Genomic DNA, 12,806 nt, shown 5'->3' with positions numbered 1-12,806 from the left:
GTTCGAATCCAACCGGGGGAGCCGAGCAGAGGCCCCTGCACCGACCATGTCGGTGCGGGGGCTTCTTCGTGCCTGGAGGACGACCGGGCCGAGCAGTTCAGCGAGCGTGATGTCGAGCCACCCAGCGATCGAAGCCAGTTCGGGGAACGTGAAGTCCTGCTGCCCGCTCATACGTCGACTGACAGCGCTGCGTGTCAGGCCCATGTGCCGGGCCATGTCCGTCTGGTTGACCTGGCGGCGACCCATCCAGGCGCGGATCTCCGCGAGGAGCGCCGTTTTGATATCTGACTCATCCATGTGTTCAGCGTAGCGAAATGTAAGCCGTTCGTCACGGATGCCGGAAGAAAGTTGCGGTATACGCGACATTCGCCTTGACCGGTGTTGCGTAGGGCGCAACACTGATGACCATGACGAGACAGAAGCAACTGACGCTGCAAATTCGATCCAGGTTGGCATTGGCAGACAAGAGCATGGGAGACCTGGGCGAAGCACTTGGTCTAAGCCGTGCATCTGTGTCAGCACGCATGAACGGCCATCGTGATTTCACCTTCACGGAACTCGAGGTCGTTGCCGACTTTCTGGGGTTGTCGATGCGAGACCTCTTCGTGTTCGAGACCGAGGAGGGAACGCGATGACGGCGGCGGTGGTCGACCCTAGTCACGGCGCGTCCATGACTGCTGCGGCAGCGCGCGACATCACAGACCAGATCAAGACCGGCATGGAGTCGATCTACCACCTCATTCGTTCCGCATATCGAGGGCGGGCCTGGGCCGTTCTCGGTTACAGCAGCTGGGACGACTACGTGACACGTGAGTTCGGAAACCTCCACCTCCGTCCGCCCTTGGAGTACAGGCAGGACGTTGTCCTCTCCCTCCGCGAGGCCGGCATGAGCGCACGGGCCATCGCATCTGCCACGCAACTGTCCAAGAGCACCGTGCATCGGGAACTTGGCGCGACGACGGGCCGAGATGTCCCAAATGGGACACCTGGCGGTGCCCGGCGGGTGACGGGTACGGACGGGAAGTCGTACCAGCCGATTCGCCAGCGTGAAGCGACATCGGCCGAGGGGCCGCCGGTAACCGAGCTCGAGGGCCTAGCTGACCTCGACGCTGTGCTGGACATGCCGGCCGAGGACTTCGGGATCGAGCCGCTGGACTTGGTCCGGCACGACGAGGAACAGAAGGGCCGCGCGCGTCGTGTGCTGACTGCGTTCAACGGATCGGGTGCGGCCGCGGTGCCAGCGCTGATCAAGGCGGCTACCCCGGTGGCCTCGCTGGTGTCGCCCGCGACGGGTAAGGCGCTGGTCGAAGACGAGGACTTGCACGGGGTCGTGTGGGACTCGGTGCGGTGCGTGCGGACGCTGGCGCACGTGATCCGGTCCGTGGGCCATGTGGACGGTCAGTCCCAGGCGGAAATCCGGTCGACGCTGCGGGATGCGGTGGACGACCTGGATGAGGTGCTGAAGAAGATCGAGGAAGGCACGCGATGAGCGCGCAGCAGATGTGGGAGGCCCGAACGTCTGGGCCGAAAAGGGCGGAAGCCCCGGCCAGCGTGCAGGCTGTCGGGGCTTCCGAAGACGCTCAATCCGAGACGGTGCACATTCCAAAGAACACGCTGGTCGAGCACTCGAAGGATAGCACCGGGGCGCGGCCCACGGGCAGTGGGATTCGGTCGCTTCCCCGCCGGGTGAATCCGAACGATGGCCGGTTCATCCGGGCCGTGGTCGCCGGGACCGCTGTGGCCGGGCTGGTGGCGTTCTCCATCTCGTTCGCGGCGCTGTACGAGGTCGCGGCGTGGCTGGGGCTGCCGCCGTTCATGCATTGGGCGGTGCCGGTCTTCATCGACCTGGCGATCCTGGTCTACGCCGGGTCGGTGCTGGTGCACGAGTCCCGAGGGGAGTCCGCGCGGGCGTCGTGGTGGGCGCTGGGGGCGTTCACGGGCCTGTCGATGATCGCCAACGGGGCGCATGCGTGGAGTGCTGAGAACGCGAGCGTGTGGCAGTCCGTGGTGGGTGCGCTCATCGCGGTGATGGTTCCGGTGGCGGTGTTCGTGGCCACGGATCAGCTGGCGCGGGTCGCGGTGGAGAACCCGGACTCGCGGCGGGCCGAGCGCGCATCGCAGGTGTCGGAGGAGGCAGAGCAGCTGAAGGCTCAGGCGGAGCTGGATCGTCAGCGCGCGGAGCTGGAGGCCGAACTCGCGGCGAGCCGCCGGCGGATCGAGGCCCAGCGGCGCGAGGCCGAGCGGGAGGCCGAGGTGGCCGAGGCTCGGCACCGGCAGGAGCTGGAGCGGATGGAGCGTCAGGCCAAACTCGAGACCGAGCGCGAGGTTCAGCCGGCCGTGGTCGAGGAGTCGCAGGTCGCCCAGGGGGTCGAGGTCGTCGAGGCCACGGCGTCGTCAGAACCGGTCGTCGCAGAGACGAAGACGGTGGAGAAGGCATCGGGTGCGGACATCACCGCATGGATCGTGGCCCGTGCGCAGGAGGGCCAGGCGCCCTCGGCAGCGGAGGTCGCAGAGCAGTTCGGGTGCTCAGAGCGCACCGGGCGTCGCCGCTTGGCTGATGCCCGTGAGACGCACGCTGAGGCATTCGGGACCGGGGAGGAGCAGGCATGAGCATCGACGGGCTGAAGTGGGCGTGGAAGGTTGCGGAGACGGGCAAGCTCAACACCGGCCAGGCGTTCGTTCTTTTGATACTGGGGGACCATGCGGACGAGTCGTGGTCGTGCTTCCCGAGCCAGGAGTTGTTGGCCCGGCGGTCGGCCCAGACGGTGCGTTCGGTGGAGCGGCACATCGCCCGCCTGCGAGACCTGGGCCTGGTGGAGACCGAGTCCCGGTACGGGGACGGGCGCGGGCGGATCGGCTTGAGGTACTACCTCCGCGAAGAGGCTCTGAACGAACTTGTCGAAGACCCCGAGACCCGCATGAACACGCGACCCGACAATCTGTCGGGTGAATCTGAGACCCGCATGAACACGCGACCCGACAATCTGTCGGGTAAATCTGAGACCCGCATGAACACGCGACCCGACAATCTGTCGGGTGATTCGACTCACCCGACAATTTCGGCGGACTCACCCGACAATTTCGACTTTGCCGACTATAAGGATCGCGCGCGGACTAACCCTCAAGAACCCTCATCTGTCTGTCCGTCAGTCCGTCAGTCCGGTGCAGTGCGCGCGGAGACGACGACGGACGACGGACGACGGACCGATCAGGTCATCGACGGTGGGGAAGGCGTGGGGCTGGTCCATCGGGGTGTGGTCCTGGCGGACCTGGTTCAGCGGGTGCCGGCGGCTGCGGACCTCGGGGACGGGCAGCTGCGGTCCATCGTGGACGTGGTCTTGGCGCGGGCCTCGGGGCCGGTGCGCAAGCCCACGGCGTTCGTGGCGCGGTCCTTGGCCTCGGAGTTCGAGGAGTTGGTCGCGGTGACCCGGCCCCGGCCGGTCGCCGTGGCTCAGACCCCGGCTGCGTCGGGGCAGGTGCGTGAGCTGCGGACCGGTGAGCCGTGCCAGGACCCGGACGTGCACGTCCCGGCGTACGGGCAGGCCGTGCTTGCGGACTGCCCGCACTGCCGGCTGGAGCGGCGGGTGGTGCCACGGGCGTTGGTGGAGGCGGTGGAGTGATGGCTGGGCAGGCGGACCGGGTGGCTCCGGCGGGGATGGTGCTGGTGACCGGTGACGAGCTGGCGGAAGCGGTGGCCTCGGTGCGAGGCACGGTAGTGGCCGTGCTCGGACCCTCGGGCAACGGCGACGTCGTGGAGGACGTGCTCCAGAGCACGTGGGAGTCCGCGTGGCACTCCCGGGAGCGGTTCGATCCGGACCGGGGCTCCCTGCGGACCTGGGTCGGTACCATCGCCCGGAACCGAGCGGTGGATCATCTGCGGGCGGTCGGCCGGTCGCGGGCGGGCCAGGAGGCGCTGGAGGCTTCCGCGGTAGCGCGGGAGAAGACCGCGATGTCGATGGTCATGGAGGACCCGGCCGAGGCCGTGGTTGAAGCGCTGGCTGCACACCGGGAAGTCGCGGAGGTGATGCGGGTGGTCGAGTCGGTCATGGAGTCCTCGGATATGACGGCCCGTGCCCTGGCCGTGGTGCTGGCGTTCGGGGATGACGTCGTGGCGGCATCGGAGGCGATGGGCGTCTCGGTGACCGCACTGCGTCAGGCCCGGCGTGAGCTGGTGCGCTGTGCCCGGGTGGTCCGGGCGGCGCAGGAGGTGGCCCGCTCGGGGCAGGCGGTGACGATGCGCGTGCTGATCGGCTGCCTTCCCGACGACGGGGACGCGGGGGACTGGGCGCGGCAGGTCGCGCTGGCCTGCGCGCAGGCGGGGGGCCGGATGGAAGCGGTCACGGTCGAGGACGTCATGCAGGCCACCGGGTTCAGCCACTCCACGAGTCGGCAGTACCTGGCCGAGACGCGGCACCTGCTGAGGGTGGCGGCAACGGTGATCCGAAACGAGAGGGCAGACAAGTGAGCGAACAGACGGAGTTCGAGCAGAGCCATGACGTGCCGGAGGGTCAGGAGCCGCGCGTGGTCTACGTAGAGCGGGACCGGGGGCTGTTCGCGTCCGTGCGGCGGCTGCGCCGGCGCACGGGCGAGGCCGGGCGTCGGTGGGTGGCGGAGTCCGTGGACGCGCCGCTGCCGACGTCGTGGCAGGAGCGGGTACCGGACAGGTGGGACTCGACCCGGGGTCGGTGGGTGATCGCGGCCGCGGCGCTGGCGGTGCTCATGGTGTGGGTGCTGGTGGTGGTGCAGGCGATGGCGGGCTGACAGACCTTCGCGGCGGCGACCGCGAACCCAGGACGAGACACGGCAACGAAGCAAGACGGGCCAGACAAGCGACGAGGAGTCGGACATGTTGAACGGAATCAACCCGGACGGGCTGTCGGGGTGGTCACAGATCAGTGGATGGGTGGTCGGGACGGCGCTGGTCGTGCTGATCCTGGCGGTCGGTGCTGGCGTGGTGCTGGCGGTGTGGGGCAGGGCCTGGTTTTCGCCTGGCGGGATGCGGAAGGGGTGGACGATGGTCGGGTTGGCGGCGGTGGGGGCGACGGTGCTGGGCGCTGGCACGGCCGGCGCGAGCTGGGGGGCTGGGCTGGGTACGAGCGAGCTGATGCCCGCCGGGGCCAGGCCGCAGTCGGTCGCGATCGAGAAGAACGCCCCGAAGCAGACCTGCAACCGGCAGGCGGTGCGGGACTTCGACAAGGAGGAGCCGTCGCCGGATCGGGCAGAGCGTGAGCGTGTGATCAGTGCGTTGCTCGGTGGACAGCCCGCGTTGGACGGGTACGAGTGGGGCAAGGAGCCTACGGGCACGGAATCCTCGTACACGGTCGTCACATCGGTGAAGTGGTATGCCACGGGCGAGGTGAACGGGTCGGGTGAGCCGGACTGCTCGGCGCAGAACGAGGCCACGGCCGAGTGCTCGCCGGTCGAGGTGCACGTGGCGCGTCAGTCGCTGACCAACGGTGCTCAGTCCGGGCGGACCCTGACGCTGACGCGGGGTCAGAACTGCTCTTGATCTGATCTGCGAGTTGCCCCCACCTGCTGCGGATGCAGCGGGTGGGGGCTTTCTCGTGTACGGGCCAGGTGACATGCGTGGCGGTGCGGTCCGCCGTACATCTGGCAGCGGGCAGGAGGTGCCCGCGCGGGCCGGAAGACATCCGGGCCGTCGTCACATCACATCCCTACGGGAGGACCTCTGATGAGCAATCTGATTCACGCGGCCACCACGGTGGCTGCCGGTGTCCCGAACATCGCACCAACCTTCAACGCGCCCTGGATGCCCACCATCCAGAACGTCACGGGCCTGGCGTTGGGAACCTTCCTGGTCCTCCTGATCGTCGCCGTCGGCATCGGCGTGCTGGTCTGGATCTTCGGCAAGCTCGCCTCGAGCGGCCGCGCGCAGGACGTGGGTATCGGCTTCGTGGTCTGGGGCGTCCTGGCTGCGGCCCTGATCGCCGGTGCCGCGGGCCTGATCGGTTGGGGCGCGGGCCTGCCGTTGTTCTGAGGTCCTGAGCGCACTCACGGAGGGAGAGAACGATGTGGGAGAAGGACTTCGAGGAATTCGTGCGAGGTTCGATCCTGGGGCTGGCGAAGGCCGCTGCCGGGCTGATCGAGCAGGCTTTCTCCGTGGGTGCGCTGACCCCGGAGTGGTGGGTCACGGTCGTCGGCGGTCAGGTCACCACAACGGTGGCCGGCGGCGAGAGCACGGTGATCGACCACCCGGGAATGCTGAACGTCATCGTGCTGGCGATGATCCCGCTGCTGGTGATCTTCGTGGCCGTCCAGGTCGCGCTCTCGGCGGTGCGCGGGTCCACGGCCGGCATGCTGCGCGCGTTCCTGGCGGCGGTGTTCAGCATCCCGGCGACCTACGTGGTGGTCGGGCTGGTGTGGATGGCGATGGGGGCGACCCAGCAACTGACCTTGTGGATCTTGCAGGTCGGTTCCGGTGGCACCGATGGCGAGGACGAGGCGGTGGCCGGCGTGCTGGGACTGTTCGGTCTGACCTACGACGCGGCCAACGACAAGATCTTGCTGGACGAGAACTTCGCGCAGTGGGAGATGGCCAGCGAGAACTCGGAGAACGGGATGATCGTGGTCGCGTGGATCATCGCGTTGGTGATCTTCTTCGCCTGCTTCGTGCTGATGGCGATGATGATCTTCCGTCTGGTGCTGATTCTGATCTTGGCCTCGTTCGCGGCCCCGGCGATCTTCTCGTTGGCCCTTGAGCCGGCCAAGGCGCTGGCGGGGCGGTGGCTGTCGATGATGCTGGGGCTGATCATGGCCGGGCCGCTCGCAGCCGCCGTCGTGCGGCTGGGCGTGGCGATGGCGGCGTTGTCCACGGACTGGGTGCAGACCGTGGCTGGCATGGTGCTGGTGTTCGTGGCCGCGGCCATGCCGATCTTCATGCTTGCGATCACCGCGTGGCTGGCCGGCGGTGCCGGGCAGGCTGAACAGGCGGGCGTGATGGCCGCGAGCCGGGCCGGGCGTGGAGCAATGAATTCGATGCGGGGCGTTTCGGCGCGGGCTGGCCGGATGCGCCAGCGTGCCGGGGCGATGGTGATGCGAGGAGGCCGCTGATGGCAACGATGATTTCGGAGTCGATGGACTCGGAGTACGACGACGTCCGGTTCCCCCAGGAACGGACTCAGGGACTGATCCTGGGGCTGACCCTGGAGCAGGTGATCGTGGTTCTGGCCGGCGTGCTGATCGGCATGGCGTTCATCCTGCGTGGCGGGCCGGCCATGTTCGTGGGTATCGGGCTGATGGCCGTGATCGGCGCGTTCGGTGCGACTCGGTTCCGTGGCCGGTCCCTGCCTGGCTGGGTGTGGGTGGCGGCGCAGTACCTGCGGCGGGGGGCCACGGATCAGCTCGAGTACCGCCAGGGGATGGCCCCGGCACACGTGCTGGAGCTGGTGGACGGCGAGCCGCAGGCACCCGTGAGCGAGGCAGGGTCGCAGGCCCAGCGTGATGCGAAGGGGCGGATCAAGCCGGGTGAGCCGGCACGGTTCCGGCTGCCGGGTGTGGCGGGAGAGCTGATGGTCTACGCGATGCCCAACGGGGCCGGGTTCGTCTGGGACCCACGCGCCCGGGAAGCGGTGGTCTGCGCGAAGGTCATGACGACGCGGGGCTTTGATCTGGAGTCCTTCGACGCTCAGGAGGAACGGTCCCTGTCGTGGGGATCGTCGCTGGCGGCGCTGTCGCGTCTGCCGGGTGTGGTGCGGATTCAGGCTTCGGATCAGACGACGCTCATCTCCGGTGCGGCCGTGGAGGACTTCTACGAGTCCAAGCAGGAGGGCGCAGGCCGGTCAGGGGCAAGCATCGACCCGTTCCTGGACCAGGCGTTCCGTGAGCTGATGAAGGAGGCCCAGTCGATGCCGGTGCACGAGCAGTGGCTGACGCTGGTGGTCTCCCCCTCGAAGATCACCTCGCAGGTCAAGGCGCTCGGCGGGGGCACCCCGGCGCTCATGGAGCACATGCTCAAGCTGATGACGACGGTGGAGAGCACGCTGCCGCGCTCGGGGACCCAGGTGACCGCCTGGCACTCCCCGCGCACGCTGGCCGGCCTCTCGCGGTCGGCGTTCGACCCGGACTCCTCGGTGATGGTCTCGACCATGAAGGCGGACGGGAAGACGGCGGGCACCGCGCCCTCGAGCGCGGGGCCGATGGCTGTGGAGGTCCATGCGGGCCACATGGTCACGGACGGGAGCTGCCACCGCACCTACAAGGTCTCCGAGCTGCCGCAGAACCTGGCCCGGCTGGGGTTCCTGGACGAGCTGGTGTTCGCCGGGGACTTCCGGCACACGGTCTCGGTGTTCCTGGCGCCGGTGGAGCGTGGGGCTGCGGTGCGGTCCGTGCAGCGGCGCAAGACGGACTGGCACACGAACTCGCGGCTGATGAGCAAGCTCGGTCGCATCGGTTCGTTGGAACATGACCAGTCCCTGGAGGACGTGGAGCGTGAGGAGGCCGAGTTGCGGCGTCGGCACACGGGCGTGGAGGTCGTCGTGCTGGTCACGGTGACCGGGGCCTCGCGGTCCGAGCTGGAGTCCGCGGCGGCGGAGGTCGTGGCCTCCGGGATCACGGCCGGGTGCGAGCTGCGCCCGGTGTGGATGGAGCAGGACGCGGCGTTCGTGGCCGGTGCCCTGCCGTTCGGGAGGATGAAGCTCTGATGCGTGATGAACCGAAGGTCGATCTGTTCCAGATCATCGAGCCGGGCAAGGACGAGGCCCGAGAGGCCAAGCGTGCGGCCCGGGAGCTGGAGCGAGGTCAGCTGGCGCTGCGGAAGGCGATGGCTGCGCAGGCTAAGGAGGTGCGGTTCCCTCAGCCGCAGTGGGGCAAGGCCGGACCGCGCGGGGCACGGCAGCTGCGGGGGCTGCGCACGCTGGCTCCGCGGCCGGTTCGCACGACGACGCACACGGCCTCGACGGCGTATCCGTTCGTGGCCGGCCCCGGTCTGGGTGCGCGTGGGCTGATGATCGGCAAGGACATGCACGGTGGCGGCGCGTTCTGCTTCGACCCGTGGGCGCTCTATGAGGCCGGGATCATCTCGGGCATGTCGATGATGCTGTTCGGTCAGGTCGGCACCGGGAAGTCGTCGCTGGCCAAGTCGCTGGCGGTGCGGCAGGTGCTGGCCGGGCGCAAGCTCTCGGTGGCCTCGGACAAGAAGGGCGAGTGGACCCGTGTGGTCAAGGGCCTGGGTGGATCGGTGATCCAGGTCGGTCCTGGCCTGGACACGCGCTTGAACCCGCTGGACCCGGGCACCCGGCCATCGACTGACGTGCAGGGTGAGCCGATGACGGATCGGGCGTGGGCCTCGATGGTGCGGACCCGGCGCATGTCCATCTTGGTGGCCCTGGTGAAGATCCTCACCGACCGGGAGATGACCTCGCCCGAGCACCACGTGCTCTCGGCGGGCCTGGACGCGGCCGTGGCGGTCGCGGACGCCGAGGGACGTCCGCCGATCATCCCGGACGTGATCCGGGCGCTGGATGCGGCCCGCGCGGACGCGGACGCGATGAAGGCGGAGGCCGCGTCGGTGACGATGATGACGTTGGGTCGCGTGTCCTCCGGTGACCTGGCCGGCATGTTCGACGGGGAGACCACGGTGGTCCTGGATGAGCAGGCGTGCGCGACGAGCATCGACACCTCCGCGTTGCTGGGTGCCTCCCCGGAGGCGGTGCGCGTGGTCAACGCGTGCGCGGGCGCGTGGACCGAAGCGATGGTCACCACGCGCGACGGCGGGCAGCGGATCGTGGTCTACGAGGAGGGCTGGGACAACATCAGCTCCGAGGCCGACCTGCGGCGCATGGTCGAGCAGTGGAAGCTCAGCCGCGCGTACGGCATCTTCAACGTGCTCGTGCTGCACAAGATCGCTGACCTGGACATGGCTGGTGATCAGAGCTCGAAGATGGCCGCGATGGCCCGGTCCCTGCTGGCCGACGCGGACGTGAAGGTGATCTACCGGCAGGACCGGTCCGCGCTGAAGATCACGACGTCGGAGATGGAACTGTCCGACCGGGAGCGGTCCCTGGTGCGGTCCCTGCCCAAGGGCACGGGCCTGTGGCGGCTGGGGGATTCCTCGTTCGAGGTGCAGAACGTGCTCACGCGGGCCGAGCTGCCGCTGTTCGACACGGACGAGCGCATGGACAAGGCGAAGGAGGCGGTGGCCTGATGCGACGTGAACGTGGCAACAACTCGGTCCTGGAAGGGGACAGCCCGGCCGAGACGGCACTGATCTGGCTCATGGGGCCGGCGGTGCTGCTCTACGGGGCGTACTTGCTGGCCGGGTTCCTGGCCGGGCGTATCCACTGTGGGGCACCGACGAAGCCGGACTCGCTGTTCGCGCCGCTGGGCTTCCTCGTGGGCGAGCACGACCCGGCGGCGTTCGGGGCCACCGTCCAGGGGTGCACGGCGACCACCGGCGGGGTCATCGGCTGGCTGATCGGTCTGGGGATGCTGGCCCTCGTGCTGATCGGCGTGGCGGTGACGGCGTGGAGCCGGTACCAGCAGTCGGACAAGAAGTTCATCAAGGAGCTGCGCGAGCGCGAGGGCCTGGCCCGGTCTGCGGAGATCACCAAGACGGTGGGCCGCAAGTCGGTGCTGTCCCGGGTGAAGAAGGTCCGGCCCTCGATCAAGAGGCCGGCCATCACGGACGGGGCCATGCGCCTGGGCAAGGCCGAGGGCGTGGACGTGTTCGCGTCCTACGAGGAGTCGGTGGTGCTGATCGGCCCGCCGCGCTCGGGCAAGGGCGTGCACCTGCTGATCGGTGCGATTCTCGACGCGCCCGGCCCGGTCATCACGACCAGCTCTCGTGCGGACAACCTGGGGGCCACGGCCGAGCTGCGCAAGAAGAAGGGGCCGGTGGCCCTGTTCGACCCGCAGGGACTGACCGGTCAGCCCTCCACGCTGAAGTGGTCCCCGATCACGGGCTGTGAAGAGCCGCGTGTGGCGAATCAGAGGGCGGCGTCGCTGATCGGTGCCTCCGGCCTCGGATCGTCCAGCTCGAACGCGGAGTGGCAGGCCCCGGCGATCACGATCATGGAGTGCCTGCTGCACGCCGCGGCGCTGGGTGAGCGCACCGTGGATGATCTGATGCGGTGGGGCAACAACCCGGCCGAGGCCAAGGAGGCCGTGAAGATCCTCACCGAGCATCCCAAGGCCGCGCTGAACTGGAACCTGGTGCTCAAGGGCATCATCGAGGGCGACCCGAAGCTGCTCCAGTCCAAGTGGTTCGGCGTGGAGGGTGCGGTCAAGGGGCTGTCGGTGCCCGAGGTCCGCGACGTGCTGCGACCCAACCGGTTCGAGGAGACCCTGGACATCGACAAGTTCCTCACCGAGTGCGGGACGCTCTACATCGTGGGCACCAAGACCGGCGGATCGTCGGCGGGTCCGTTCCTGATCGCGATGATGGACGCTATCACCGAGCGTGCCCGCGAGCTGGCGGCGAAGTCGCCCGGGAACCGGCTGGACCCTCCGCTGTCCCTGGTGCTCGATGAGATTGCGAACATCTCCGGTGCCTGGCCTGGGCTGACCCAGCTCATGGCGGACGGCGGCGGCGTGGGCATCTCCCCGTTCGCGGTGTTCCAGTCGATGGCGCAGGCCCGCAACGAGTGGGGCGAGCAGCAGGCCCAGGCGCTGTTCGACGCGGCCACGGTGAAGGTCCAGCTCGGGGGCGCCTCGAACGTGGCCGACCTGGAACAGTTCGCCAAGCTCGCCGGTCAGCGCAAGATCATGCGGACCTCGAAGTCTCGCGGCAAGGACCACACCTCGGTCTCCGAACAGATCCACGACACCGAGGTCGTCTCGGTCGCGGAGCTGCGTCGGCTGCCGTTCGGGTGGGGGATCCTGCTGAATCGCAACGGCCGGCCGATCCTGATGCAGATGACCCGCTGGTGGGACCGCAAGGACGGCAAGCAGATCAAGGAAGCCGCGGGCCGGTACTCGAAGGCGCTACTGGCCGAGCTGGAGTCCAAGGACCCGGCCCCGTCCACACCGACCGACGCGGACCGGGCCGAGGACTCCGTGGCGGCGTTGGACCCGGTGCCAGAGACGGCCCCGGCAATCCCGGTGCGGTGAGGGCATGGGCAGGTTCGGGCTGCACCGCACCGGCTCGGCCGAGTACAAGCGGTACCTGCGGTCCCAGGCATGGGGGTACAGGCGGGTGCGGTGGTTCGCAGACTGCCGGCAGGCCGGCCACGAGCCGGCCTGCCAGGTCTGCGGGATCACGCTGACCCAGGCCGGGACCCTGGACCTGCACCACGTCTCGTACAAGGGCGTGGGCCAGGACGAGGAGGGCCGGTGGCAGGCCCGCGAAGCGCACAACGACCTGATGCCGTTGTGCCGGGACCATCACCAGCGGCTGCATCAGATCATGGACGGCAAGAAGGAGTTCTTTGGATGGGACCGCAGGCGCGCGACGATCGTGATCGTGGCCAGGATGGTCCGGCAGAGGCAGGCATGAGCGACGACGGGGGTGAACGGTGCCATGTCTGCCAGCGGACCGTCTCCACGAGGTGGCACTGCACCGATGGACGGCACCTGGACCGCGCCGAGTGCCGTGCCGCCGGCGGAATCGGGGTGTGGCTGTGCGGTACATGCGAGGACGCCGCACATCGCTACATGCGCTCGACCGGGGCAGGCGGGCGCGAGGCCGTTGAGGAGCTGTTCGCCCGGCTCGAGCGGCTGTTGGGCGGGCCAGCACGCCGGTACACGAGGGAAGGACGGAACTGATGGCATCGCCCTGGGTTGAAGATGACGAGCCCACGTGTCAAGGGCCATTGAGTTCTGCCCATAGGCGGCCAGTGTTTCTTCCCGCT

14 protein-coding genes are annotated in these 12,806 nt (G+C 68.6%); 13 read left to right on the top strand and 1 reads right to left on the bottom strand.

Going from position 1 to position 12,806, the window contains the following annotated elements; all coding sequences use genetic code 11:
* On the bottom strand, positions 1-297 hold a 297-nt coding region (locus NR072_RS08430; RefSeq protein ID WP_256836866.1), incomplete at its 3' end, for a helix-turn-helix domain-containing protein.
* 110 nt (positions 298-407) lie between these two features.
* On the opposite strand from NR072_RS08430, the gene NR072_RS08425 reads away from it, so the two are divergent.
* From NR072_RS08425 to NR072_RS08365, 13 genes are all read left to right on the top strand, one after another.
* On the top strand, positions 408-635 hold the full coding sequence (locus NR072_RS08425; RefSeq protein ID WP_073117389.1) for a helix-turn-helix transcriptional regulator: 228 nt from the start codon (positions 408-410) through the stop codon (positions 633-635).
* A complete protein-coding gene (locus NR072_RS08420) occupies positions 632-1,489 on the top strand; it encodes a helix-turn-helix domain-containing protein (RefSeq protein WP_256836864.1) in 858 nt (285 codons plus the stop codon). Before NR072_RS08425 ends, NR072_RS08420 begins: the two co-directional genes overlap by 4 nt.
* The gene (locus NR072_RS08415) at positions 1,486-2,610 is read left to right on the top strand and encodes a DUF2637 domain-containing protein (protein ID WP_256836862.1); all 1,125 of its coding nucleotides are present in this window, start codon (positions 1,486-1,488) and stop codon (positions 2,608-2,610) included. Before NR072_RS08420 ends, NR072_RS08415 begins: the two co-directional genes overlap by 4 nt.
* The gene (locus NR072_RS08410) at positions 2,607-3,620 is read left to right on the top strand and encodes a helix-turn-helix domain-containing protein (protein WP_256836861.1); all 1,014 of its coding nucleotides are present in this window, start codon (positions 2,607-2,609) and stop codon (positions 3,618-3,620) included. Before NR072_RS08415 ends, NR072_RS08410 begins: the two co-directional genes overlap by 4 nt.
* Entirely contained in the window at positions 3,620-4,465 is an 846-nt protein-coding gene (locus NR072_RS08405) for an RNA polymerase sigma factor (RefSeq protein ID WP_256836859.1), read from the top strand. The genes NR072_RS08410 and NR072_RS08405 overlap by 1 nt, the downstream gene beginning before the upstream one ends.
* On the top strand, positions 4,462-4,761 hold the full coding sequence (locus tag NR072_RS08400; protein ID WP_256836858.1) for a hypothetical protein: 300 nt from the start codon (positions 4,462-4,464) through the stop codon (positions 4,759-4,761). Before NR072_RS08405 ends, NR072_RS08400 begins: the two co-directional genes overlap by 4 nt.
* Positions 4,762-4,846: 85 nt before the next feature.
* Positions 4,847-5,509, top strand: a complete 663-nt coding sequence (locus tag NR072_RS08395) for a hypothetical protein (protein ID WP_256836857.1) — start codon at positions 4,847-4,849, stop codon at positions 5,507-5,509.
* Between the two features lie 183 nt (positions 5,510-5,692).
* Positions 5,693-5,998, top strand: a complete 306-nt coding sequence (locus NR072_RS08390; RefSeq protein ID WP_256836856.1) for a hypothetical protein — start codon at positions 5,693-5,695, stop codon at positions 5,996-5,998.
* A gap of 32 nt (positions 5,999-6,030) precedes the next feature.
* Complete coding sequence (locus NR072_RS08385; RefSeq protein ID WP_256836855.1) at positions 6,031-7,071, top strand: hypothetical protein; 1,041 nt, start codon at positions 6,031-6,033, stop codon at positions 7,069-7,071.
* Positions 7,071-8,660, top strand: coding sequence for an SCO6880 family protein (locus tag NR072_RS08380; protein WP_256836853.1), 1,590 nt, complete (start codon positions 7,071-7,073; stop codon positions 8,658-8,660). Before NR072_RS08385 ends, NR072_RS08380 begins: the two co-directional genes overlap by 1 nt.
* Positions 8,660-10,162, top strand: a complete 1,503-nt coding sequence (locus NR072_RS08375) for a conjugal transfer protein TraC (RefSeq protein ID WP_256836851.1) — start codon at positions 8,660-8,662, stop codon at positions 10,160-10,162. Before NR072_RS08380 ends, NR072_RS08375 begins: the two co-directional genes overlap by 1 nt.
* On the top strand, positions 10,162-12,066 hold the full coding sequence (locus NR072_RS08370; protein ID WP_256836850.1) for a TraM recognition domain-containing protein: 1,905 nt from the start codon (positions 10,162-10,164) through the stop codon (positions 12,064-12,066). Before NR072_RS08375 ends, NR072_RS08370 begins: the two co-directional genes overlap by 1 nt.
* A gap of 4 nt (positions 12,067-12,070) precedes the next feature.
* Positions 12,071-12,451 carry a hypothetical protein gene (locus tag NR072_RS08365; RefSeq protein WP_256836848.1) on the top strand — a complete coding sequence of 127 codons (381 nt, stop codon included), beginning with the start codon at positions 12,071-12,073 and terminating at the stop codon, positions 12,449-12,451.
* Positions 12,452-12,806 lie beyond the last annotated feature (355 nt).

The organism is Micrococcus sp. Mcc89, assembly GCF_024519795.1.
GTDB classification, from domain to species: Bacteria; Actinomycetota; Actinomycetes; order Actinomycetales; family Micrococcaceae; genus Micrococcus; species Micrococcus luteus.
Note: the sequence above shows the minus strand (reverse complement) of the source record. Positions and strands in the feature narration are given on the sequence as shown.